The organism is Sphingobacterium zeae, from assembly GCF_030818895.1.
In the GTDB taxonomy this organism is placed as follows: domain Bacteria; phylum Bacteroidota; class Bacteroidia; order Sphingobacteriales; family Sphingobacteriaceae; genus Sphingobacterium; species Sphingobacterium zeae.
In genome coordinates, this window is sequence record NZ_JAUTBA010000001.1 from 720,046 (window position 1) to 746,291 (window position 26,246).

Here is a 26,246-nt window from a genome sequence, read left to right on the forward strand (position 1 = left end):
GTTATGCGTGCTGTTTTAAAAGTAATGTGTTTGTTACTTGTTCGTATTTTTATCCCGCGACGTCAAGATGAGTTTAATCTTGAAATATTTTTTTAAATCGTTGTAATTCTACTGTTTAACTTATATCTTTATTGGTTTTGAGGTGATTCATAATTGATGACTTTATTCCAGTTTTAATTTTAAAAAAAAGTGAACACTTACTTTCTTTTGCGTTTTTATGACAAGTTTTGTTTTAAAAACGAAAACTTCTACTTACTTTTATCCTGATTTTCAATTATTCATGCATAAAACTGCATTTCTGCATGAGCTAAAAGTCTATTTATGATGAAAACTACCTTATTAAAACTTGCCTTTGTGATTTCCTTTGCCGGTTTTGTCTCTTGTGGCAGTTCACTAAAGTCTGCTCAGGTCAATGCGACAAATGCGATACGCGTAGCGGGGGCGGCAGAACATGTGATTTTGCCGGGAGCGGATCAGCTCGATTTATATCTGCCTCAATTAAAAGGTAAGAAGGTAGGTATTATGGGAAATCAAACTTCGATTGTTGGTTCCGATAAAAGGCATATTGTTGATGTATTGATGGAGAATAAAGTTGACTTAAAGTTTGCTTTTGCTCCAGAGCACGGTTTCCGTGGTAATGTTGAACGTGGCGAGAAGTTTGGGAATGATTTGGATCAGAAAACAGGTTTGCCTTTGTTTACATTATATGGTGGTAATAAAAAGCAGGATTCCATTGTGAATTCCATTGATGTCATGATTTTCGATCTACAAGATGTAGGTGCGCGTTTTTATACCTATATCACTTCATTGCATCGTGTCATGGAACTTTGTGCAAAACATAATAAAAAACTGATCATTCTCGATCGCCCAAATCCTAACGGCGATCAAGTAGATGGACCTGTAAGGCATGACGATAAATTTAAATCCGATGTGTCTTGGCATAAGATAGCGATGATTCACGGTCTGACTATTGGAGAGCTCGCACAGATGATCAATGGAGAACGTTGGTTGGAAAATGGGCGCCAGGCGGATATACAGATAGTGAAGGTGCAAAACTGGGATCACAAAACAATGTATGATTTGCCCGTAGTTCCCTCGCCAAGTCTACCCAATCCACTGTCTGTCCGTTTATATCTTTCATTGTGCCTTTTCGAAGGGACTGATATTTCGGTAGGACGTGGTACAGATTGGCCTTTTCAGGTTTTAGGATATACAAATCCGGTGTACGGTTCTTTTACGTTTACCCCCGGCGAACGTCATGGCATGTCGAAGCATGTGGAAGGAAAAGGGGCTACAAATTATGGTATAGACCTACGTGCTTTAGATCCAGCGGGTCAAAAATTCACCTTAAAATATCTATTGGATTTTTATCAAAAGACACCGGATAAATCCACTTTTTTTGCACGGCCTGAATTTTTTGATAAACTGGCAGGCACTGATCAGTTACGCAAGCAGATCCTTGCGGGTCAATCCGAGAAACAGATTCGTGCGTCGTGGTCCGATGACTTAAAAGCATATAAGCAAATGCGTAAAAAGTATCTGCTTTACACTGATTTTGAATAGCAATAACTAACAAATATTAACTAGAATCATTTATTTTAAAACTCTATAATCAATGAGAAAATTTGTACTATTTTCTGTTGCTCTTGGATTGAGTTTTCCTTCTGAATCCTATTCTTTTACAAAGAAAGAAGGTACGTTGAACAGTGGTAATTTAACAAGCGCTCTTCTACGTTCTTCTGCAAAAGGTGCGGTTCAAAATACGGTGCAAGGTACTGTAAAGGATGGAAAAGGTCCAGTCTCTGGGGTAAGTGTATTTTTAATTGGCGGTACTGCGTCAACAAAGACCGATGCTCAAGGACAATTTAAAATTACAGCTGCCGTGGGGAGCAAGTTGCGTTTTTCATCTATTGGATACGTGACGAAAGAAGTTACCGTAACTTCAGGTTCGCTTGATGTGACGCTAGCCGACGATAATCAAGCGTTGGATGAAGTTGTGGTGGTGGGTTACGGTACGCAGAAAAAAGGTAACTTAACTGGTGCTGTTTCTACTATTAACGTAAAGGATAATCTGCAGGGCCGTGCCATTGCAGATGTTGGCCGTGGTATTCAAGGTACGACACCGGGTCTGACCGTTGTGGTGCCTAGTGGAGAAGTTGGATCCGATCCTGTGATGAAAATTCGTGGTCAAATGGGTTCGATTGCTGGGGGATCTAGTCCGCTTATTTTATTGGATAATGTGGAGATTCCAAGTATCCAATTGGTTAATCCTGCTGATGTCGAGTCTATTTCGGTGCTGAAGGATGCAGCAGCTTCTTCTATCTATGGTGCTAAAGCTGCATTTGGTGTGGTATTGATTACCACAAAAAAAGGAGCAAAGGGTGGTGATAGCTTCAATATCAATTATTCCAATAACTTCTCCTTCCAGAACTCTGCCGTAGATTATAATATGGGGGATGTGAATGCGCTTAAATACTCTTTGGAGGCAGCTGAACGTGTCGGAGAATCTGAGACAGGTGCTTTTTATAAGATTAACCGCGAAAGCTATCAACGGGCATTGGATTGGAAAAAGAATTACGGTAACTCCATTGGTGCTAATGATCCTACTGTTTATGGCCGTGATTGGTATGTCAATCCTGCCGAACCTACTAAAAAGTATGGTGTTCGTACCTACAACGTAGAGGATTATATGATCCGTAAGGCTGCGCCTACTTCTCAGCATGATTTAAGTCTTTCGGGTACATCTGGTAAGACACAATATAATTTGAGCATGGGTTTGTTGAGTCAGTCTGGTATGATGAAAACAACGGATCATGACAAGTTTAACCGTACAAATGCGGCATTGCGCATATCCTCTGATATTAATAAATACTTAACTGTACGCGGTGGTGCTATGGTATCGCGCCGTAAAAAAGAGTATCCTTATACAACAAGTTCAACGACCGCAGATCCGTGGTTGTATCTTTATCGCTGGAGCTCATTGTATCCGATGGGGTATGACGACAGAGGTAATATGATTCGTAGTCCATGGAGCGAGACGTCTTCCGCAAATACGGCGAGTTTCCAAAATAACTACATCAATCTGAATTTAGGAGCCACTGTGAATATCAAGAAGAACTGGAAAGTTGATTTTGATTATACATTCTCCAATCAAGAGGAAATCACAACGCAGCCTGGTACACGTTTTACTGCGGCAGATTCTTGGGTTGCGGGTGTAGCGAGAAAAGATGCTTCGGGCAATCCGATCTATGTAAATTCTGACGGTCAGGTGGTTGCTGCAGGTGCTACAGGAGCGATGCCTGCATATGATCTGAATTACTATACGTATACAGCTAATGGAGCAAATCCTGATCACTTTTTGAGAGCTTCAGGTGCTCGTCGTAACAATACGATCAATGCGTTCACAACCTATGATTTAAATCTGGACGATGATCATGATTTCAAATTTATTGCCGGTGTTAACCGTGTGACGTTGGATTATGATATGAACTCTTCGCAAACATTTAACTTATTGGATATTCGTAATCCACAATTGGGTTTCGGTGTAAATACGTCTGCGCAATTGGCGAAAGGTGATGCTGCATGGGAGGCACAACTAGGCTATTTCGGACGTGTAAATTATGCCTATAAAAATAAATATCTTGTGGAGGCAAACATTCGCTATGATGGTTCTTCGAAATTTCCGAAAGATCTGAAATGGCAATGGTTCCCATCTTTCTCGGCAGGTTGGGTAGCGTCGGAAGAGAGTTTTATGGAATGGGCTAAGCCTACGCTTAGTCAGTTGAAGTTCAGAGGCTCGTGGGGATCTATTGGTGACCAAACTGTACCTCCAAGTTTATACACATCGACAATGATACCTGGGGATGTCGCTTGGTTGGGTGCTGACGGTAGCCGTTATTTTACGATCGGAACTCCTTCGGCAGTAAGAAGTGAATTGAAATGGCAGCGTATTGAAACGACAGACATAGGTTTGGATATGCGCATGTTCAAAAACAAATTGGGGTTAGTTTTCGATTGGTATCGAAGAGATACTAAAAACATGATCGTCCCAAGTGGTGATGTTAGCGCAACGTTTGGAGCTCCAGCACCACAGGGTAACTTTGGCGCCTTACGTACACAAGGATGGGAACTCGCTTTAGATTTTAACCATCGTTTTGAAAGTGGCTTTGGCTTTAATGTCAGAGGAACGTTATCCGATGCGAAAACGACTATTCTGCAATATACAAATACGCGGGTAATTTCAGATTACTATAATGGTAAAGATGTGGGTGAAATCTGGGGCTATCGTACTGATAGGTTGTATCAGGCGGGTGATTTTGAATATGGTTCGGATGGTAAGCTAGTTACGACAACAGTGGCAGGTAAAGTGATGAATAAACTTTCAGATCCTAATGGCGCTTACAATACCTTCCCGACAAGCAGTAATTTTAAATTTGGTCCTGGTGACGTGAAATTTACTGACTTGAATGGCGATGGTCAGATTAATGCCGGAGCTGGTACCTTGGATGATCATGGTGATATGGAGATTATCGGTAACGAAACACCGCGTTATGAATACGGCTTCCGTTTGGGATTTGACTATAAGGGCTTTGATCTTTCTGGATTTATGCAGGGGGTAGGAAAACGTCAGATCTGGGGTAATGGTTTCTTGACGATTCCAGGTTATAACGCTTCAGATGGTGCTATGCCTGCAGCAATTGCTGATAATTTCTGGTCTGCAGACCATACAGGTGCTTTCTATCCGAGAGCATATAATAATGCGGCAAGCAATGATGCAAACAATATGGTTAAACAGTCCCGTTACCTATTGGATATGTCTTATTTACGTATTAAAAATATCACATTGGGTTATACCCTTCCATCGACATTTACGCGAAAAGCATTTATCAAAACGGCAAGAGTATATACTTCATTGGAAAACTTCTTCACTTTTGATAAGCTGAACGGCTTACCAGTAGACCCAGAGGCAATCAATGGATTTTCTATTTTTAATGCTACAAATTATAACTCGGGTAGAACAGGAGTTGGTACACCAATGTTTAAGTCGGTGTCGTTTGGTGTTCAGGTTAATTTTTAAAATTTACAACAATGAAATTTACAAAGAAAATAGCATTTTTGGCGCTCGGAGCAACGTTGGTGCTATCATCCTGTAATAAAGACGTGCTTGATCGTAATCAGTTGACAAGCTTGGAAGATGATAAAGGTTGGGGCAACGAGCTTGCGCTGCGCCTGTACGCTAACGGTTTTTATGCCAATTATTTTACGGGATATAATACAGGTTTCGCTAAGGCTTATGCGCCGGTGACAGGTTATGATTTTTCGGATGATCTAACGAAGAAAAATATTCAGGATAATTTTGAAAATACGATTCCTACAAGTCGAAAAAATCAATATTCCAGCACGATAGCTTTAATGGAAACTCCTGAAATGATCCGTGAATATGCCGGTCCGACTTGGAGTTTTACTTATGTGCGTAAAGCAAATATCTTTATCGACCGTATTGAGAACAAAACCAAACCCAATATCAATGACGAAACGTATCGTCATTGGATGGCGGTAGCTCGTTTTTTCAGAGGGTTTGAATATAGCCGATTGGTCGAAGTGTTTGGTGACGTACCTTATTATGATAAGGAGTTGAAAGATACTGAACTGGATTTGATGTACAAAGATCGCGACAGCCGTGCGGTTGTGATGGATCATGTGTATGACGATTTTCAGTATGTATTGGACAATATGCGTACAAATGATGGTAAGCAATATTTGAACAAATATGTGGCGGCATCGTTTATCTCTAGACTGATGTTGTTTGAAGGCTCCTTTTTGTATTATCACAATTTAGATAAGGAAAGAGCAAAGAAATACCTTGAAATGGCACAAAAAGCCGCAGAAGTTGTTATGGCTTCCAATGCCTATAATTTTAGCAGTGATTTCAAAAGCTTATTTGCTTCGGAAGATTTAAGTGCTAATAAGGAGGTGATTATGTACCGCGCTTATGATGCTACGAAGAGCGCAACGCATAGTGTAGGATCGTATAGCAATGGTACCGAAGGTCAGAGTAATGCTGCTAATCTTGTGTTGATTAAATCTTTTATCTGTAACGACGGTAAGCCATGGCAAAGTTCTTCTTTGGCAAATGCAAATAGTTTTACGCTAAAAGATTTGGCGCTGACGCGTGATCCACGTTTTGAGGCTTCCATCTACGAGAAACCCCTAACATCTTCGTCGACACTTTTCTATGCGTATAAGTTTGCATCGCGTGAAGCTTTGGGTTATTTGGGCAAAACTTATCCGGCAGCTTGGGCTTCCAGTACAAATACATCGGATGCTCCTGTGATCCGCCTGGCGGAAGTTGTGCTGAACTGGGTTGAGGCGAAGCAAATTTTGGCAGAAGGTTTTGGTGGTGTTGCAGTGACACAGACAGATATCGATAAATCCATTAATGCAATCCGTAATCGTCCGCTTGACGCTGTTGCGATCGCAAAAGGTGTTCAGAAAACAGCTCCATTACAAGTTGGCGCTATTGCAAATGATCCTTCCCGCGATGCTGACGTTTCGCCTTTAATGTGGGAAATCAGACGTGAGCGACGTATGGAGTTTGTTTATGAAGGATTGCGCCTACTTGATATCAAACGTTGGAAGAAGTTGAATTACATGGATTTCAGCAAAAACAACGACTATTTCTTGGGGCCTTGGATCAATGTTAAACAAGATATGCCGGCTCTGTTGGTGGACAGCAAAAAAGGTTTGTTGAAAGTGGTGGATGCGAATGGTAATACCATTTCGTACGATGGTACGAATGGCGATAAGTTAATTGGTTATTATCGCGTTGAGGACGTACGTAACCGGGAATCATTTACAGATCGCTCTTATACTGCGCCTGTTGGATTAGAGCAGGTGAATGAATATGCTGCCAAAGGTTATAAATTAACCCAAACTAAAGGGTGGTAATTTAATTTACATACCTATTAAGCCTTGTCTATGTTTGTAGACAAGGCTTTTTTATGCTTTGATAGCGAATACTATTAAGGCGCATCTAAACCAATAATAAACACTAGATTTGCATAAAAACGCATTTTTATTTCTTTTTTATGCATAAAAACGCTATTTTTAAGAAAAAATTACGCATGAGGTTTCCAATTATTACCTTTTTTATTGCATTATCCTGCATTTTTAATGTCTCGATAGCACAGCAATCCTTCAAATTCGCTCACGTGACCGATACGCATGTTGGCGGTGCAACAGGAGCGGAAGATTTGCGACGTACAGTAAAAGACCTAAATACGGTGAAAGATATCGATTTCGTGATACTGTCTGGTGATATCACTGAGTTTGGTGCTGATCATGAGCTCAAGCTGGCTAAGCAAATTTTGGATAGCTTGCAGCTTCCCTGGTATGTTATTCCGGGGAATCATGATGGAAATTGGTCTGAAAATGGGGCCAATACTTTTCGCACCGTTTTTGGTGGTGAAACTTTTTTCTTTAAGCACAAAGGTTATGCATTTATGGGTACCAATTCCGGTCCGAATATGCGGATGAGCCCCGGTCAGATTCCACACGAAAATCTGGTCTGGATGGACTCTGTTTTTGCCGCGAACCCGGATAAACAGCTACCATTGATCTATATTAACCACTATCCACAAGATTCATCGTTGAATAACTGGTTTGACGCCTTGAAAAGGGTCAAAACTCGAAATGTTCAGCTGGCGTTTTGTGGGCATGGGCATATCAATAAATTATACGATTGGGAAGGAATTCCTGGTGTAATGGGGCGTTCCAACCTGCGGGCAAATAAGGAAATTGGTGGTTATAATATTGTAACCATAGCAGACGGTAAGGCCACTTATCAAGAGCGTAACCCGGGAATGGGTACCCAGGAAAAGCCCTGGCTCGTTGTCCCTCTTTTCAATCATCATTTTGAAAATGAAACCGCGACTTACCCACGACCTAGTTATGCTGTCAATACAAAATATGCCAATCAAGTTAAGGTCAATTGGACTTTCGAAGATGCAAGTGATATCGGAGCGGGACTGACGGTTTACAAAAATAGCGTGATTACATCAAACACTGCCGGAGATATCTTTGCACTCGATTTAAAGACCGGCAGGAAGTTGTGGGCATTCCGTACTGGAGGTAAAGTGTATTCCACGCCTGCAGTTTCGAAAGGAATCGTGGTGGCTGGATCATCGGATCATGCAATTTATGCCGTGGATGCTCGGAATGGTCGATTACTGTGGAAGGTGCAGACAGAGAAAGCTGTTTTGGGATCGCCATTACTACACGATGGCGTCGCTTTTATCGGCGGTTCTGATGGTAAGTTTAGAGCATTGGATATTAAAACAGGTGCTGTAAAATGGAGTTTTGATCAGGTCAAAGGATTTGTGTCAACATTACCGACCTATTATTTGGGCAATGTCATTTTCGGTTCATGGAGTAATGGGTTTTATGCCCTGAATGCCAAGACAGGTCGTCTTTCTTGGGAATGGAACAATGGACAGGCCAATCGCATGTTTTCTGCCGCAGCGTGTAATCCAGTGGGCGTAAATAATCGTGTTTTTGTGGTTGCGCCCGATCGTTTTATGACGGCGCTGGAAGCGAAATCAGGAGCAGTTATTTGGCGGGAAAAGAGAGATACGATTCGAGTACGGGAGTCGATGGGACTTTCGGCGGATCAAAAATTGGTTTATGTAAAGACAATGGATGGTGATCTGTTGGGTGTATCGGTGGCCGGAAACAGCATGGATGTTGTTTGGAAGTCTGCATTGAAGTTGCCTTATGAGTTGACGCCGTCGGCTATCAAAACAAACGGCAGATTGGTGTTTGTGCCGAGTCATTCGGGTTTACTTTCTGCAGTAAACGCAAAAACAGGCGATGTTGTGTGGCAATATAAAATATCGAATGGGATGCTTAATCCGGTTGCAATACATGGTCAAAAAGGTGTGATTGCGAGTACAATGGATGGTAAAATAGTGTCATTAGCATTTTAAACAATTTGACAAAAACATCTTTTTTGAAAATAAATGCCTTGATATGATAAAAAAATGTCTAAACTTCTTAAATTTACGTCAAGCTTTTGTGCTTGTTTTTGCATGTTTTGTTTGTAACTTTGCGAAAGCACAGCAAAATGCTTGGATTAGAATAAACCAATTGGGCTATACTCTAGCAAGTAAGAAGGTTGCAGTATGGGGTGGGAAATCAATCAGGCAGCTTCGTTCTTTTGAGATTAAAAACGCGAAAACAGGTAAAACCGTGTATGTGCATCCTGTTGGAAAAGATTATGGGTCTTACGGTCCTTTTATTCAAAGCTTTCGTTTTGATTTTTCTGCCGTACAAGATACAGGGCTCTTCTTTGTTCAGGCTGACGATGTAAAATCAGCAACATTCCGAATTGCACAGGACGTCTATAAAGGGGGCGCAGATTTCGTATTGCGATATATGCGGCAACAACGGACATTGTTCAATCCCTTTCTGCAGGATAGTTGCCATACACACGATGGTTTTACGCTTTACGCAGAAAAAGTGGGAATTCAAGATAGTTCGCATATCGATGCTGGTGGTGGTTGGCACGATGCTTCTGATTACTTGCAATATGCGACAACTTCGGCAAATGCAACATTTCACTTGCTTGCTGCCTATCGTGATTTTCCAAGAGTGTTTGGTGATCTGAAGCTGGCGAATGGGCTTGATGGTAAAAATGGCCGGGCAGATGTCCTGGATGAAGCAAAATGGGGGTTGGATTGGTTGTTGAAGATGCATCCCAAGGCTAACGAAATGTACAATCAGATTGGAGACGACCGGGATCATGCCAGTATGCGGATGCCCAAGGAAGATCCGTATTATGGACGTGGATTTGAAAGGCCGGTGTATTTTATCGATGGTGAGCCGCAGCAACGCGGTAAGTTTATGAATAATACGACGGGTACGAGTTCTACTGCGGGTAAATTTAGCAGTGCTTTTCGCCTCGGGGCGACGTTGTTTGATAAGGAAGATCGGAAGTATGCCAGATTGCTGGCGAAGAAATCAGCGTCCGCCTATGCCTATGCCAATATTAAACCCGGCGTGACACAGACGGTTTCCGTGAAATCGCCCTATATTTATGCAGAGGACAATTGGGTGGATGATATGCAATTGGCTGCTGCAATGGGGCTTTCAGCGACAAAGAAAAAGAAATTTGCCCGAGAGGGTTTACAATATGCCAGACAGGAAAAGGTGACACCTTGGATGATTACCGATACTGCCGCTCACTATCAGTGGTATCCGTTTATCAACCTTGGGCATTATGAGCTGGCAAAAGGATTAAAAGGACAAGATCGCGAGGAGATTGTATCTTACTATAAGCAAGGGATTGAGGAGGTTAATCGCAGAGCAGAGTTAAATGCCTTTTATCGGGGAGTTCCCTTTATCTGGTGTAGCAATAATTTGACTGTATCTTTTGCCATCCAATGTTTGTGGTATAAGGAACTGACAGGAGATGCGCAATTCGATGAGCTCGCTCAGGCTAATTTTGACTGGTTGTTTGGGACGAATCCCTGGGGAACAAGCATGGTTTATGGTCTTCCATCTTGGGGCGATACACCTGTGGATCCGCATTCGGCGTTTACGTTTCTGGGAAAGCACCCGATCGACGGAGGTTTGGTTGATGGCCCTATTATGGCGTCTACTTATCGCAATTTGATCGGTATCAAGTTGAATAATCCCGATCATTATGCGGAGTTTCAAAGTGATTTGGCGGTCTATCATGACGACTACGGAGATTATAGTACGAATGAGCCGACAATGGATGGTACCGCTTCGTTGATTTATCTGTTGGCTTCAAAAGAGGGTAAGGCCATGGAGGAGCCGACCGGAAAAAAGTAACCCGGGATATTTTTGGTGCTATTGTCCGGGGTGACTCGACAAAGCGGCAGGTGGCTCTGATGTTTACTGGTCATGATTTATCTGAAGGTACAGCTGAGATATTGACGAGTCTAAAACATAATGGCGTTAAAGGCTCTTTTTTTCTGACAGGTGATTATCTCAGAAATCCGACCTTTAAACCATATGTGCGTCGGATGTTAACGGATGGTCACTTTGTTTCGGGGCATTCGGATAAACATCTTTTGGTCAGCGACTGGGGAAGTCGAGATGTGTTATTGGTTGCACGTGACTCTTTTGTGAGTGATCTGAAAGCCAATCTGAATGCATTGCAAAGTGCAGGTATTGATAGCCGGAATCTGGCTTATTATATTCCTTCGTATGAATGGTATACGAGTGAAACGGTCAACTGCGCAAAAGCGATGGGGCTATCTTCGGTTAATTATACACCCGGAATACGGACAGCGGCCGATTATACGTATCCTGAAATTGGGACTCGTTATTTGTCATCGGAAGTGATTCTCCACAATCTGTGGTCCTACGAGGCACGATTTGGGCTTAACGGGTTTATGCTATTGATTCATATGGGCACGGATGATCGGCGTAAAGATAAACTGTATCATCATTTGGATGATATCATTCGCATATTAAAGGGAAAAGGGTATCAACTTGTGGATGTACCCGAATTATTGAAATAAAGAAATACAATACATACTAATAATGGTAAATACAACGGAGAAAGATTCGAATTATCAGGATTTGGACAAGATGTCTGTGCACGAATTATTGACTAATATCAATAATGAGGATAAATCTGTACCACTTGCTGTAGAGCAGGCTATCCCTCAGATTGAAGCATTGGTTAAGGTCACTGTGGAGAAAATGAAGGCTGGTGGTCGAACTTTTTATATCGGCGCTGGTACGAGTGGCCGTTTAGGCGTGTTAGATGCATCTGAATTACCTCCAACTTACGGTGTGCCATTTGAATGGATCATCGGCTTGATCGCCGGTGGCGATACCGCAATTCGGAAAGCGGTTGAATTTGCAGAAGATGATCTGGAGCAGGCTTGGAAGGATATGGAAGCCTATGATATCGATGAGAACGATGTTGTGGTGGGTATTGCGGCTTCTGGCACGACTCCTTATGTGATTGGTGGATTGCAAACCGCAAATGAAAAAGGACTTGTGACAGGATGTATCGTCTGCAATGGTGGTTCTCCAATTGCGGAGATAGCGCAATATCCTGTTGAAGTAATTGTGGGGCCTGAGTTTGTCACTGGATCTACCCGAATGAAATCGGGTACTGCACAGAAGCTGGTATTAAATATGTTCAGCACCGCAGTGATGATCCAATTGGGTCGGGTCAAAGGAAATAAGATGGTCGATATGCAATTGTCAAATCATAAGCTGGTAGGTCGTGGTGTGCGTATCATTATGGATCAAACAGGAGCGCCCGAGGATGAAGCTGCGGCTTTGCTTGAGCAGTTCGGGAATGTGAGACAAGCGATAGAATCCTATCAGGCGGCGCATTGACTATAACCAACTACTAATCACCTATTTTAAAAACAAACTATGTCACCAGTAATATTATTATCTTTTATAATAATCTATTTTGCGGTTTTGCTCGCAGTTGCGCACTTTACCTCAAAGGGAGCTTCTGATAACTCTACTTTTTTTGTCGCAAACCGTAATTCTAAATGGTATATGGTTGCCTTTGGGATGATCGGTACCGCGCTCTCCGGCGTAACCTTTATTTCAGTTCCCGGTGCCGTCGGTGCTTCGGAATTCAGCTATTTCCAATTCGTTCTTGGCAATGCAGTGGGGTTTGTCATTATTGCCTATGTATTGCTTCCGCTCTACTATCGAATGAATCTGACGTCTATCTATACGTATTTGGAAGAGCGTTTTGGGTACACCACTTATAAAACAGGTGCTGCTATCTTTTTGGTTTCCAGAACGATAGGTTCTGCATTCCGTCTTTATTTGGTCGCCATCGTATTACAGCATTTTATTTTTGATGCCTGGAATGTGCCTTTCGCGATTACGGTCGTTATATGTTTGGTGTTAATCTGGATGTATACCAATAAGGGCGGTTTAAAGACAATTATCGTAACAGATACCCTACAAACTACCTTCTTAGTGACTGCTGTCATTCTTTCCATTTATTTTATGGCAAAAGGATTGGATTTTGGTATTGTAGATACTTTTGAGGCCGTGAAAGAAAGTAGCTACTCCAAAATCTTTTTCTGGGACGATTTTGTGGGCAGTAAAGCAAATTTTTGGAAACAATTCTTGGGAGGAATTTTTGTGACCATTGCGATGACAGGGCTCGATCAGGATTTGATGCAAAAGAACTTATCGATGGGGACCATTAAAGAAGCACAAAAGAATATGATCACCTTTACCAGTGTTTTTGTGGTTATTAACATCTTCTTTTTGGCTGTAGGTGCTTTATTGTATATCTATGCGGCTAAAAACGGTATTGATGTCACCCAGTTGGCCACGCGTGATTATTTGTATCCAGAAATTGCATTGAATCATTTGGCGCTCGTTCCTGCTATCATCTTTATGATGGGTTTGACAGCTGCTACTTTTGCAACGACGGATAGTGCGCTAACGGCCTTAACGACTTCTTTCTGTGTAGACTTTTTGAACTTCAATAAAAAGGAAAACCCCAATGATCCAGCTTTGATCAAACAGCGTAACTATGTGCATTTTGGCTTTTCTATTGTGATGTTATTGGTTATTCTGGTCTTTAAGCTCATCAATGATGATTCGGTCGTCAATGCAATTTTTACCGCGGCGAGCTATACGTATGGACCTTTATTGGGTTTATTTGTTTTTGGGATTTTTACAAAATATGCGGTGCGGGATAAGGCGGTACCTTACATCTGTATCCTTTCGCCAACAGTATTATTTCTGCTTAAGACCTATGTTATCGAGGTGTATACGCCTTATGTTATCGGATTGGATCTGATTATCATTAATGGCTTCATCACATTTGTGATGCTTTTGATCAGTACGCCGGGTAAAGCTAGCGAAAAAGCATTGTCCCACAACTAACACATATTGACTATAAAAAGTTTCTCCATTGGTGAGAAGATGTAAATACAAGTATTGATTTGATTTGTACGTACAGAAAAATTAAGTTAAGTTTGATATACTTAGTTTTTCTGTACGTATGTATCATAGCATAAATGAGACTACGGAATTTATCCGTAGAAAAATTGGAGATTTTACTCCAGAGTTCGGTATCATCCTAGGTACTGGATTAGGTAAGTTGGTTGATGAGATTGAAGTCGAGTATCAGCTGATGTATTCCAATATTCCTAATTTCCCTATTTCAACTGTTGAATTTCATTCTGGTAAGCTTATTTTTGGCAAGCTGAGTGGCCGTAATGTGGTCGCCATGCAAGGAAGGCTGCATTACTATGAAGGTTACGATATGCAGCAGATTACATTTCCGATCCGGATCATGAAAGTTTTGGGTGTCCAGAAATTGTTTGTTTCCAACGCTGCGGGATCCCTAAATCTCGAAGTAAAAAAAGGTGACCTTGGCATTATTGAAGATCACATCAATTTATTGCCCGATAACCCACTTCGCGGACAAAATCTGGCTGAGTTTGGCCCACGATTCCCGGATATGAGTGAGCCGTATAACCAAGAAATGATCGCACAGGCACTTGAAATTGCGAGCCAGCATATGATTACTGCACGAAAAGTTGTTTATGTTTCTTCTGCGGGTCCTAATTTGGAAACCAAAGCGGAGTATCGCTATATGCGTTTGATCGGTGGGGATGTGGTCGGTATGAGTACGGTTCCGGAAGTTATTGTTGCCAATCATATGGGGCTGCCGGTATTTGCCATTTCAGTTGTTACGGATGAAGGCTTTCATGAACAGCTTAAACCTGTATCCCTGGAGGAAATTGTTGCAGCTGCGGAGAAAGCAGAACCTAAAATGACATTAATTTTGAAAGAATTAATAGCTTTGCAATAAATTGCATTTTTATATGTCATCTTTTCAGGGTAACGGTGTTGGAATGGTGGGTATTGAAGATAATTTGTTCATTCCGGTGAATTTAGCTTTTTTGGTTTTTATATAATTTTAGATGAAGTTGTTTGTACGCATTCTTGCCGCATGGTGTTTTTTATTTATTTATTCCATGGATGTCATTGCGCAGAGCAAAGAGGATTGGAGCAGTGCATTGGATTCGGCGCGGGCCAAGGAGGACGGAAAGAAGGATTCTGTTATCCTATCGGCCAAGTATATCCGATATGCAACATTGGATATGCTAAAAAAAGGTACCTATACACGACAGATTGACACTTCACATCATAATTACCAATATTATAACCCGCAAAATTTACCCTGGAATCCCAGTGTGAACCTTGGTTCTTATGGTCTGGCTACGCGCGACCTGCTGTTTCAGCCTAAAAAAACCATTGGATTTCAGTCAGGTTTTACCGCATTGGAGCGCTATTTGCTAAATCCTGATTCGGTTCAATATTTTAGGGCACGGGCCAGATACTCTGAGTTGTCAGCGGTGGGGTTTTTCTTTAACGATCAGGTTTTTAGGGCTCGGGTAGCGCAAAATATCAATTCCCAATGGAATATGAATGTGGATTTCCATTCAACTAAAACGGATGGTTATTACCTGAATCAGAATTACTCCGATTTAAAGGCTTCGATTGCCTCGTGGTACGAATCAAAAAATAATCGGTATAACCTGTTGATCAATGCGGTGTTTAACCGGTTGGATGCAATGGAAAACGGTTCTATCACCGAAGATCGCCCGTTTGCACCTGAAAACAGACAGGCTCCAAATCGTTTTAACCCTAAATTTGGCAATTCTGACAAGAATGTGATTCCTCGATCCAGATGGTGGGATAAATCATTTTTTCTGAGACAGTCGCTTTATGTGGGGCGATTGGATACCATCGATAAAGGTAAGCCCACCATGGAGATTCGGCCTACCAATAGCATGGCGCACAATACTCGTATTAGAAGACAAACCTATAATTTCTTCAAGAACACGGATGATCAGTATGCAGTGTTGCCTTATAACAACAGAGCATTGGCGTTAAATAATGATAAGACCTTGGTTACGAATGTTTCGAATGAGTTTGAATACAACTTTTTCCTCCGCGGGAAGTCGGTATTTAAGAACGAGGCAAAATTAAACCTGGCGTTTCAGCACGATATGAACTGGGTGGAGCAAAACCAGCTCGATTCCAATCGCTATTATAACAACCGCGCGGCTTATCCGCAGGCGATTAATAAATTGCCGGATAGTACCACGTTTGATCGCTTTTACCAAAATGGCATCGTAAAAGGCGAATTGGGCTATCAGTTTTCCGACCGTCTTGATTTTAGTTTGAAAGCCAATCAGATCGTATTCGGTCACAATTTTGGTGATTTTCTATATGATGCCAAGGCGGATATCGCGATGGGCGATAAAATCGGAAAGGTGACGCTTTCTGCGTATTCACAGAATAAATCCCCTGAGATGGTTTTTGAGAATTTAAATTATACGTATGCAAAATGGAATGATTTGGATCTTAAAAAGACTAAAATTCAGAATCTCGGTTTTCAATATGCTAATCCGATGCTTGGTTTTCATGGTAAGGTCGAATATTTCCTGATGAATAATTATACGTATTTCGCAGAGCGGCCCAATCCGCAGGACGATCCTAAAAATGACAAATGGATTGTTCCGACCCAATTGGATAAGGCCAATTTATTGAAGGTAACGGTCGGACAAAAATTTAAATTGAACCATTTTACTTTAGACAACCTGGTTGTCTATCAAAAGACAGATCAACAAGACGTATTGGCGGTTCCCGAATTGTATACTTGGCATAGTTTGTACTACAGCAATCTTTTCTATAAAGTGATTGATTACAGTATTGGGTTGGATGCGAAGTTTAATACACCTTATGCAAATCCAAATTATTCGGTTGGTACTGGGCAATTTTACAATGCATATAAGCAAATCGAGTTTTCGACTTATCCAATTATGGATTTGTGGATTACAGCAAACATACAACGGGTAAACATGTTTTTGAGCTATAATTTTTTAAACCAGAACTTCTATCCACACGGATACTACACGGTTCGGCGCTATCCGATGAATACCGCCAACTTTAGGTTTGGAATTTCGTGGAAGTTCTATGACTAAAAATTATTTCGGTGTTTCTTAGCTTGTTGTGATCGTTAAGGCATAAAATCTTATAAAATAATTTTGAGAATAGAATTTTTAAGCTATATTTGCACACGCAATTAGGGAACGGCGTTCTTTAAAAAAGTATGGAGGCTTAGCTCAGCTGGTTCAGAGCATCTGCCTTACAAGCAGAGGGTCACAGGTTCGAATCCTGTAGCCTCCACCATACAAAGTCGGAGAATTAGCTCAGCTGGTTCAGAGCATCTGCCTTACAAGCAGAGGGTCACTGGTTCGAATCCAGTATTCTCCACCAATCCAAAACGGAGGCTTAGCTCAGCTGGTTCAGAGCATCTGCCTTACAAGCAGAGGGTCACAGGTTCGAATCCTGTAGCCTCCACAAAGCATCATTGACTGGTGCTTTTTTTTTCGTTAGGGGGTTTAGCTCAGCTGGTTTAGAGCACTACCTCGACAAGGTAGGGGTCACTGGTTCGAACCCAGTAATCCCCACAATAAAAAAGCGTTCATCATGAACGCTTTTTTTATGCATTGAATTGCTTATAAAGTTTCGAAATTCTCTTTAAGGTAGTTAGTCTACTTAGGGAATCTCTTGTGGTTATTTTATTTTTAGTTCTTCTTTTTACCTAGCTTAATGCCGTAACCTGTCGTCCATTCAATAAAGTCGGCTTTACCTCCATGGGCTTTAATAGAAACGCCAGCAAAGATATCTTTGTAGACTTTATAGCGTACACCTACTCTAAGGTATACGGGCATGCTCTCGCCATTGAATTTGTTGCGATGCAGGTAGGCCCCCACATTTCCGTTGATGTACAATCTCGAATTTAGGACATGATCTATGTAGACCGCTGGCCCGTACGAAAATAAGGCTGAAAATTTGCCGGCTTTGTCGCCTGCCACCTTCTCATCATTCCCGCTGGCTGAATAGAATGCATCAACCCCAGCGCCGAGGCGCCATTTGTAGCCCAAATGTCTGCTATAGTAAGCTCCCAACATCGATTTGAAATATTGCCCATCATGCTCCCGGTCGATCTGCTTGAAACCAAAAGCATAATTGAAGTGCAGTTCTTCGGTTTTCTCCATCGGGGGAATACGCGTTTTTCTATAATCAAATGGCTTGTCTGTTGGTGTATACGAAACGGATAAGCTCAAAGGGACGAGATTTATCCCTGTATTGGGTAATGCCAGTGCTCCATTGCTGAAGTGGTGAAATGCCGCGCCAGCACCAACCTGAAAATGTTTGTTTAACCGATAGTTGGCCTGGATTCCGAAATCAATAAAAACGTTGTTTTTACTGCCGATAAGGAGGTTGAAAGGATTGTCTTCTTCGTTATAGGGGTTGAATCTGCCGGAGAGACCGAGGGCAATCCGATAATTGAAATTCCATCTCGAATTTACTTTTGGTCGAATGGGAATAGCCACAAAGCCGTATGCGGCAAAAGGCTGGCCCAGATGTTCCTGTCCAAAGGTGCTGCTATAAATACCGATACCGTAGATCGGATAGTTGTACAGTTGGTTGTAAATGCTTTTTATCGAATCTTGAAACTGGGTCTGAAAGCCTACTCTGAAATTTAAGCCGTTATAGTAGGAGTCGGCTAGTGTTTCCTTGGAGCGTTCATTAAATTTAAGTTCGCCACCACTTTCATGTTCAAGTTGAAATATCAGTCTTTTCTTGGCTGGGATAAGGCTTTGTAAAGTGTCTGTTGAATTTTCTATTCGGGGTGTAACCTGGGCTATGGTACGAAAGGAGAGCAGGGCCAAGGTCACAAAAGCAAGCATTCTTGATTTCATGAAATAAAACGTTAGCGTTTTTTTAATTTTTTGCAAAAGTAAGCATGATATATCATTGTAACAATAGCCATTTATACGGCTGGGAAACAAATGGATTAAAAAATACCATTTTTAGGCAAGCTACCTTAAATGAGCGGTAAGTATTATCGGCTCGCTTAACTTTCACAGTATCAAAACGGTAAATAATTACTTGTTATACGTTTTATCGTATTGCATATAAAAAGCAATTTATCTAAGTTTGAGCTGAAAAGAAAAAGGAAATATGATTAGAAACCTATTTAGAATAACTGCTGTTACGTTTGTACTAACAACAGCAGGGTTTGCCTTGTTTGCCCAAAGTGCAAAATTCGAGTGGAAAGAAGCATCTGAAGGGGGATACACCTACAAGTATGTAACCAATGACCCTACTCACTCTCGTTTCTATAAGTTGAAAAATGGCTTAACGGTGATATTGAGCCCCACAAAAAAGGAACCGCGCATCCAAACCTACATTGCGACAAAGGCGGGTAGTAAAACCGATCCGAAAGAGCATACGGGTTTAGCGCATTATCTGGAACATATGCTATTCAAGGGAACGGATAAATTTGGATCTAAAGACTGGGCTAAGGAAAAACCGCTATTGGATCAGATCGATGCGCTGTATGAAAAATACAATAGTACGACCGACGAAGCTGAGCGGAAAGCGATTTATAGGGAGATCGATAAAGTATCTGGAGAAGCTGCCAAATATGCGATAGCAAATGAGTATGATAAATTGATGGCGTCCATGGGGGCCGAAGGAACGAATGCTTTCACTTCATTTGAACAGACTGTTTATCAAGAACAAATCCCTAGCAATGTATTGGATAAGTATCTCGCTGTACAAGCTGAACGGTTTAGAAATCCGGTATTGCGCTTGTTTCATACCGAACTTGAAGCTGTTTATGAAGAGAAAAATATAAGTCTGGATAAAGATAATCGTAAGGCCGTGGAATCCATGTTTTCGGCTGCTTTTCCTGACAATAATTATGGAAAACAGACAACAATCGGGACTGTAGAGCATCTTAAAAATCCGTCGTTGAAGGCCATTCGGGAGTATTTTCATACGTATTATGTCCCTAATAATATGGGGGTCATTATGTCGGGTGATTTTGATCCTACTGAGGTCGTTAAAAAAGTGGATAAAAGCTTTGCTTTTATGCAACCCAAAGAGATTCCTGCTTACACTTTTGATGCTGAAAAGCCGATTTTGACACCTGTTGTCCGCGAGGTCAAAGGTCCGGATGCAGAGTTTATGCTGATGGGATTCCGTTTTCCCGGTGCTGCAACGAAGGATGCCCGCATGCTTAATTTGATGAGTCAGATCTTAACGAACGGGTCTGCGGGTCTGATTGATCTGGATTTGGTGAAGAACCAAAAATTGTTAGGTGCTGGTGCTTTTCCTTACGTATTAAAAGATTATTCCTTGCTGCTACTACAAGGTAATCCTGGTCAGGGACAGCGATTGGAAGAGGTAAAGCAGTTGCTGTTGCAAGAATTGGCGAAATTGAGAAAAGGTGATTTTTCGGATGATCTGATAACGGCAATTGTCAATAATGCAAAGAAAGATGAAATTAAACAGAACGAAAGCTATGGCGACCGCGCTGAATCATTGATGGATGCCTTTACTTCTGGCCAGGATTGGGCATCTGTTGTCGGGTATTCGGATGAGTTAAATAAGATTACCAAGCAAGATGTGGTAGACTTTGCAAACAAATACCTGAACGACAATAATTATGTTGTCGTTTATAAACGTAAGGGGGTGGACAATAGTGTGGTTAAGGTTGTTAAACCAGAGATTACGCCTGTAACGGTCAATCGCGACGACCAGTCTGATTTCTTAAAGCGGGTTGAAGCGATGCCCGAGGATAAAATCCAGCCGGTATGGGTAAATTACGACAAAGCTATTCAAAAAGCTACTGCAAATGGACTGCCTGTGCTTGCCGTAAAGAACTCAGATAATGAGCTGTTTTCACTGTCTTATCGTTTTGACGGCGGAAAATGGAGCAATAAGTTGCTGTCTTTAGCTGCGGGTTATCTTGAATTTTTGGGTACAAAGGATAAGTCAAGTGAGCAATTTAGCAAAGATTTTTATCAATTGGCATCTGATTTTTCTGTATCCGCAGGTAATGAGGAAACTATGGTGTCGATTTCGGGCTTAAATTCAAACTTTACACCAACACTGAACTTGATTCAAGACCTGTTGCGCAATTGTATTGTTGATGAGGAGGCTTTCAAAATGTATATTGCCCGTGTAAAAAAGGCACGAGCAAATGCGAAAGAAAGTAAGACTGCGATCATGGAAGGTTTAAAATCCTATGCTAAATACGGCGCTAAAAATCCATTTAATAATGTGTTTACAGATGCTGAACTGGACGCTTTAAAAGCGGAAGATCTGGTAAAGGTATTGCACGATTTGGCGAATATGAAGCATACGATGCTTTATTTTGGTCCATTATCGGGTACGGAATTTGTGGCGAAAGCGAAGCCTTTAAAACAAAGTGCCGGAGCCTACGTAGCGGCAAAAAAGGCAGTTGTGTTTGAAGAGTTGCCAACAAACAAGAATCAGGTGCTTTTTGCTGATTTTGATATGAAGCAGGCTGAGGTGTTTTGGTATAGAAGTTCAGAAGTTTACGACAGTGCCCTTACGCCTACTGTTTCGTTGTTTAATAATTATTTTGGCGGCGGTATGGGAAGTATTGTCTTTCAGACTATCCGTGAGTCAAAAGCGTTGGCATATTCCACCTACGCTTATTATGGACAACCGTATAAAAAAGGCAATCGCTATACGGTAGGGGCCTACGTTGGCACACAGGCAGATAAGTTTAACGATGCGATTAAAGGCATGAACGAGTTGTTGGATGTATTGCCTGAAAGTGCTAAAGGACTGGATATCGCGAAAGTTAGTCTAGAAAAGTCAATTGCCAGTGAGCGTGTGTTGAATGCTTCTATCTTAGGGAGTTATTTGGCAGCACAACGCTTGGGAAATACAACTGATATTCGTAAAGTTGTCTACGAAGAGGCACCGAAATTGACGTATGACAATCTGCATGCTTTTCATAAAAAAGAAATGAGCCAAAAGCCCTATGTTTATTGTGTCGTAGCGAAAGAAGACAGTCTTAAGCCGGCTGATCTCGCCAAATTAGGGGAAGTTAAAAAGCTGGATCTAAAAGAGATTTTTGGGTATTAGCTTAGCCGCTATTCGTGTAGCACCTATACATTTGAGAGAGGCCTTCAGTATCACTGAAGGCCTCTGTTTTGGTAGCCGTTATTAGAATCGGATCATTTCATCAATCTGCTCATTGATGAATTGCAGTGTATCTTCCTTGAATAACTCTCCGTCATCATTCAATTCATTATGAACTCCGGGGATAAAAATCTTGAGTGGAAGCACATGCATTCTTAAATAGTGGCATATCCCAGTGAGGTGATCGATTCCACGGAGGTTGCCATAGCGTCCAGAAGATAGTCCGACCAATGCAACTTTCTTGTGATAAAAGCTAATCGGAAATGTGCAGCAATCGATAAAAAGCTTGAGTGCTCCGGGTATACTGCCGTTGTATTCTGGTGCGATGAAGATAAACAGTTCAGCTTTACTGACCTTTTCTTGAATAGGTTCGAATGCTGTGCTTCTTTTGCCATAAAGATCTGTCTCTAAAATGTTTGCTGGTAGATCTTCCAACGAAAAAATGTCACTTTCAATTGACTTACGATCAAGTATTTGCTTGTAGCACTTTGCTATTTTTAACGTCTTGCTATTGGGGCGGTTTGTTCCGGATATTATTAAAATCATTGTGTTGTTGGTACTTATAAAAAGCGCAATTTCAAAGTGGATACATATCTCGATTTTTTGTATCTTAGCATCCTGAGGATATGTGCTTTTGCTTCGTCAAAAGTACGAAATATGCTGAACTTGTTCTGTTAATTTGAGTTGCGGATAGAGATTTTGGCAAATTGATCTTCAAAAAAGTGAAATGTGGGATAAAATGACATTTTAATTAAGAAAGATTTTCATTCAGATGGGAAAAGTAATTGCAATCGCAAATCAAAAGGGTGGGGTCGGAAAAACCACAACGTCAATCAATTTGGCGGCAAGTTTGGCGGTTTTAGAATATAAAACATTGTTAGTGGATGCAGATCCTCAAGCAAACTCTACTTCTGGGATTGGCTTTGACCCTCGTACAATCACCGCAAGTGTATATGAATGTTTGGTAAATGATTTGGACCCCCGGGAGGCGATCCAATCGACAGAAACGCCAAATTTAGACCTTTTGCCTGCTCATATCGATTTGGTTGGGGCAGAAATTGAGATGATCAATATGCATGAAAGGGAGTACAAGATGAAAAAAATCTTGGATCAGGTGAAACATGATTATGATTTTATTATCATTGACTGTTCGCCTTCTTTGGGCTTAATTACAATCAATGCACTGTCTGCTTCGGACTCCGTCATCATTCCTGTACAATGCGAATACTTTGCTTTAGAGGGTCTTGGTAAATTATTAAACACGATTAAGATCGTTCAAAATCGTTTAAATACGAGCTTGGAGATTGAAGGGATTTTGTTGACTATGTACGATGTCCGTTTGCGGCTGTCGAATCAGGTGGTCGAGGAAGTGAAAACACATTTCACCGATTTAGTTTTTGATACGATTATCCAGCGGAATACCCGTTTGAGCGAAGCTCCAAGTTTTGGAATTTCTGTTATCATGCATGATGCGTCCTGTAAAGGGGCAATCAATTATTTGAATTTGGCGCGTGAGATCTTACAGAAAAACGGGCATCTTAGTGAAATGAATAAAACAGTAACCGCATAATATGGCAGCACATCAGCGTAAAACAGGACTGGGAAGAGGTTTAGGTGCGCTATTAAACGATAGTGTAGAAGTTCCTGCTAAAAGTAATCAGCAAGTGGAAGAGGCTCCTCAAGTTACACCCACTGCTGTAAAAACAACGAATGAGAATGGCAGTATTAGCCATGTCCGTGTAGAGGAAATAGCTGTCAATCCTTTTCAACCGAGAACAGAATTTGACCCGGTTGCCTTACAGGAACTGTCGGAATCTATTCGTCTACAGGGTTTAATTCAACCCATCACCGTACGTAAAATTTCGGATGGTAATTATCAATTGATTTCTGGCGAGCGTCGTCTCCGTGCTTCACGTTTGGCAGGCATTACCGAAATTCCAGCATATATCCGTACAGCTAATGACCAGCAGATGCTGGAAATGGCCTTGATAGAAAATATCCAGCGGGAAAATCTAAATGCGATTGAAGTCGCCTTGAGTTTTCAACGCATGATTGAGGAGTGTAATTTGAAGCAGGAAGAGCTGGGAGAACGCGTAAGTAAAAACCGTTCTACTGTTACAAATTATCTTCGTTTATTGAAACTTCCGCCGGTCATTCAAGCGGCAATACGGGATGGAGCATTGACCATGGGACATGCTCGCGCATTGATTAATATTCCTGAAGTTGATAAGCAGCTTTATATTTTTAAGTTGATTATTGATCAAGGTTTATCTGTTCGTAAGGCCGAGGAATTGGTTCGTGAACTACAAAAAGGTGGTAAGAAAAAGGCTGCAAAGGATAAGGCTCCGATGTCTTTTCAACTGCAGAAAATTGAAGACGACCTGGCATCTAAATTTTCTTCGCGTGTCAAATTGAATCTCAAAAGTACCAAAGGGAAAGGTGCTATCGAGATCCCTTTTGAATCGGAAGATGATTTAAGTCGCATTCTAGAATTATTAGATTGGTAATATGGCCAAGTTAATAAGCTTGATCGTTGCCATGTTTGTGCTATCAATAGTACATGGGCAGAAGGTGGATTCCATTGCGAAGAAACAAGTGACACCTGTAAAAATAGATAGCATAAAGCAAAAAGCGGTACAGGATACTGTAAAGAAAGAATCTAGGAAAGAACGTAAAAAGCGGGAGAAAGAGGAAGCTAAGGCAAAGGAGAAGGTGGTGTTTAAAGATTCAACCCGCCTGGCAATTGAAGCAAAAAATAAGCAAGCCTGGAAACGTTCTTTGATTCTTCCTGGATGGGGGCAATATACAAATGGAGGCGTTTGGTGGATAAAGGTCCCTGCAATTTATGGGGGGCTATTGACAACGGTGCTTGTCTTTGATTTTAATAACCGCTATTATAAAGAATTGTTGGGGGTATTGCAAGATAAGGCTCTTGGAAGGCCAATCGATCCATATTATCTCAACGTTTCCGAGCAGTCTATCATTCGTGCAAAAGATAATGCGCGGCGAGATCGTGATCTCATGGTGCTTCTTACTTTGGGTGTGTATGGCCTTAATGTTGCCGAAGCCTATATCGACTCGATGCTTAAATATCGTTGGAGTATTGGTGATGATAAGCCTAAAAAGACTGCTTTCTTAATTGGACCGACTCTAATGGATGCCAGTCTCGCGTCGGGAACTTATTCGTTTAAACCCACTGTTGGACTTAAATTGACCATGAAATTCAATTAAAATCTGATTTCTTCGACCTCATATTTCGATCGAAAATGACTGTTGATGACGGATTGTATAATTTGAATTTCAGTAATATTAGTTTTACACGGTCTCTAAGATCAGGGATTATGGTTTTTAAATAGGGGTATTTCATTGAAATTTTTTAATTTTAAAAATAAACTATACTTTTTTCTGAATATATGAACATCATTCTCTTGGGATATGGCAAAATGGGGCAGATTATCGAAAGATACGCATTAAAAAGAGGCCATCAAATTTTTTTAGTTGTGGATGAACATAATCGTCCTAACCTGACTGCTGATGATATAAGAGGAGCTGATGTCGCGATAGACTTTAGTGTGCCTTCTGCAGCATTGGATAATATGAATCTTTGTCTGGAAGCAGGTGTACCTATTGTGGTAGGGACAACGGGATGGTATGATCAATTGGAAGATGTTAAGGCGAAGTGTCTGGCGTTTGGAGGTTCGATTTTGTATGGGTCTAACTTTTCTATCGGTGTGAACGTTTTTTTTCATATCAATCGCATGTTGGCAAAGGCATTACAACCCTACAAGCAATATGATGTTCAAGTCGAGGAAATTCACCATATTCACAAACTGGATGCGCCAAGCGGTACGGCAATTACCATTGCTGAAGGGATATTGGAGAGTAGTGATGTGAAGACCAACTGGGTGAATACTGTCGTTGGCGAGCAAGATGAAATTATTCCAAAGCCCCAAGAACTTTTGATCGAAAGTCATCGCATTGAAGAGGTTCCGGGAACACATACGGTACTTTATAGTTCGGAGGTTGACCAGATAGAATTTAAGCATACTGCACATAGCCGTGATGGCTTTGCTTTGGGTGCTGTTGTTGCCGCGGAATGGTTGAATGGTAAAAAAGGCTTTTATCAAGTTACAGAGATTTTTGATTTTAATAAATAGTACTAA

General features: G+C 41.3%; 17 protein-coding genes and 4 tRNA genes. 19 read left to right on the top strand and 2 right to left on the bottom strand.

Annotated elements, in window-relative coordinates:
* Nucleotides 1–321 precede the first annotated feature (321 nt).
* The 14 genes from QE382_RS03100 (at nucleotide 322) to QE382_RS03165 (ending at nucleotide 17,519) form a co-directional block, all read left to right on the top strand.
* On the top strand, nucleotides 322–1,563 hold the full coding sequence (locus QE382_RS03100) for an exo-beta-N-acetylmuramidase NamZ family protein (RefSeq protein ID WP_307184642.1): 1,242 nt from the start codon (nucleotides 322–324) through the stop codon (nucleotides 1,561–1,563).
* Nucleotides 1,564–1,615: 52 nt separating this feature from the next.
* Nucleotides 1,616–5,077: a SusC/RagA family TonB-linked outer membrane protein gene (locus QE382_RS03105; RefSeq protein ID WP_294348370.1), complete on the top strand. Its 3,462-nt coding sequence runs from the start codon at nucleotides 1,616–1,618 to the stop codon at nucleotides 5,075–5,077.
* An 11-nt stretch (nucleotides 5,078–5,088) separates the two neighbouring features.
* Nucleotides 5,089–6,948: a RagB/SusD family nutrient uptake outer membrane protein gene (locus QE382_RS03110; protein ID WP_307184643.1), complete on the top strand. Its 1,860-nt coding sequence runs from the start codon at nucleotides 5,089–5,091 to the stop codon at nucleotides 6,946–6,948.
* A gap of 176 nt (nucleotides 6,949–7,124) precedes the next feature.
* Nucleotides 7,125–8,984: an outer membrane protein assembly factor BamB family protein gene (locus tag QE382_RS03115; protein WP_307184644.1), complete on the top strand. Its 1,860-nt coding sequence runs from the start codon at nucleotides 7,125–7,127 to the stop codon at nucleotides 8,982–8,984.
* Between the two features lie 43 nt (nucleotides 8,985–9,027).
* Nucleotides 9,028–10,854 (top strand): glycoside hydrolase family 9 protein, encoded by a 1,827-nt coding sequence (locus QE382_RS03120; RefSeq protein WP_307184645.1) that lies wholly within the window; start codon nucleotides 9,028–9,030, stop codon nucleotides 10,852–10,854.
* A gap of 59 nt (nucleotides 10,855–10,913) precedes the next feature.
* Nucleotides 10,914–11,549, top strand: a complete 636-nt coding sequence (locus QE382_RS03125; protein ID WP_307184646.1) for a polysaccharide deacetylase family protein — start codon at nucleotides 10,914–10,916, stop codon at nucleotides 11,547–11,549.
* A 22-nt stretch (nucleotides 11,550–11,571) separates the two neighbouring features.
* Nucleotides 11,572–12,384: an N-acetylmuramic acid 6-phosphate etherase gene (gene murQ, locus QE382_RS03130; protein ID WP_307184647.1), complete on the top strand. Its 813-nt coding sequence runs from the start codon at nucleotides 11,572–11,574 to the stop codon at nucleotides 12,382–12,384.
* A 39-nt stretch (nucleotides 12,385–12,423) separates the two neighbouring features.
* Nucleotides 12,424–13,914, top strand: a complete 1,491-nt coding sequence (locus QE382_RS03135; RefSeq protein WP_293957162.1) for a sodium:solute symporter — start codon at nucleotides 12,424–12,426, stop codon at nucleotides 13,912–13,914.
* Nucleotides 13,915–14,032: 118 nt separating this feature from the next.
* Nucleotides 14,033–14,848 carry a purine-nucleoside phosphorylase gene (locus QE382_RS03140; protein WP_307184648.1) on the top strand — a complete coding sequence of 272 codons (816 nt, stop codon included), beginning with the start codon at nucleotides 14,033–14,035 and terminating at the stop codon, nucleotides 14,846–14,848.
* Nucleotides 14,849–14,960: 112 nt separating this feature from the next.
* Nucleotides 14,961–17,030: a putative porin gene (locus QE382_RS03145; RefSeq protein WP_307184649.1), complete on the top strand. Its 2,070-nt coding sequence runs from the start codon at nucleotides 14,961–14,963 to the stop codon at nucleotides 17,028–17,030.
* A 130-nt stretch (nucleotides 17,031–17,160) separates the two neighbouring features.
* Nucleotides 17,161–17,238 (top strand) — tRNA-Val (locus QE382_RS03150).
* Between the two features lie 9 nt (nucleotides 17,239–17,247).
* Nucleotides 17,248–17,325, top strand: a tRNA-Val gene (locus tag QE382_RS03155).
* Nucleotides 17,326–17,334: 9 nt separating this feature from the next.
* A tRNA-Val gene (locus tag QE382_RS03160) sits at nucleotides 17,335–17,409 on the top strand.
* Nucleotides 17,410–17,444: 35 nt separating this feature from the next.
* A tRNA-Val gene (locus QE382_RS03165) sits at nucleotides 17,445–17,519 on the top strand.
* Between the two features lie 117 nt (nucleotides 17,520–17,636).
* On the opposite strand, the gene QE382_RS03170 is transcribed toward QE382_RS03165, so the two are convergent.
* Nucleotides 17,637–18,818 (bottom strand): acyloxyacyl hydrolase, encoded by a 1,182-nt coding sequence (locus QE382_RS03170; RefSeq protein ID WP_307184650.1) that lies wholly within the window; start codon nucleotides 18,816–18,818, stop codon nucleotides 17,637–17,639.
* 262 nt (nucleotides 18,819–19,080) lie between these two features.
* Here QE382_RS03170 and QE382_RS03175 point away from each other — a divergent pair, with 262 nt between their 5' ends.
* Nucleotides 19,081–22,026, top strand: coding sequence for a M16 family metallopeptidase (locus tag QE382_RS03175; RefSeq protein ID WP_307184651.1), 2,946 nt, complete (start codon nucleotides 19,081–19,083; stop codon nucleotides 22,024–22,026).
* Between the two features lie 81 nt (nucleotides 22,027–22,107).
* Here the strand turns inward: QE382_RS03175 and QE382_RS03180 are convergent, their stop codons facing one another.
* Nucleotides 22,108–22,629: an NADPH-dependent FMN reductase gene (locus QE382_RS03180; RefSeq protein WP_294348336.1), complete on the bottom strand. Its 522-nt coding sequence runs from the start codon at nucleotides 22,627–22,629 to the stop codon at nucleotides 22,108–22,110.
* A 226-nt stretch (nucleotides 22,630–22,855) separates the two neighbouring features.
* Between QE382_RS03180 and QE382_RS03185 the strand changes: the two genes are divergently transcribed.
* The 4 genes from QE382_RS03185 to dapB all read left to right on the top strand — a co-directional run bounded on the left by QE382_RS03185 (nucleotide 22,856) and on the right by dapB (nucleotide 26,240).
* Entirely contained in the window at nucleotides 22,856–23,653 is a 798-nt protein-coding gene (locus tag QE382_RS03185) for a ParA family protein (protein ID WP_209578516.1), read from the top strand.
* Nucleotide 23,654: 1 nt separating this feature from the next.
* Nucleotides 23,655–24,590, top strand: a complete 936-nt coding sequence (locus QE382_RS03190; protein ID WP_307184652.1) for a ParB/RepB/Spo0J family partition protein — start codon at nucleotides 23,655–23,657, stop codon at nucleotides 24,588–24,590.
* A gap of 1 nt (nucleotide 24,591) precedes the next feature.
* The gene (locus tag QE382_RS03195; protein ID WP_307184653.1) at nucleotides 24,592–25,314 is read left to right on the top strand and encodes a DUF5683 domain-containing protein; all 723 of its coding nucleotides are present in this window, start codon (nucleotides 24,592–24,594) and stop codon (nucleotides 25,312–25,314) included.
* A gap of 182 nt (nucleotides 25,315–25,496) precedes the next feature.
* A complete protein-coding gene (gene dapB, locus QE382_RS03200) occupies nucleotides 25,497–26,240 on the top strand; it encodes a 4-hydroxy-tetrahydrodipicolinate reductase (RefSeq protein WP_307184654.1) in 744 nt (247 codons plus the stop codon).
* Nucleotides 26,241–26,246 lie beyond the last annotated feature (6 nt).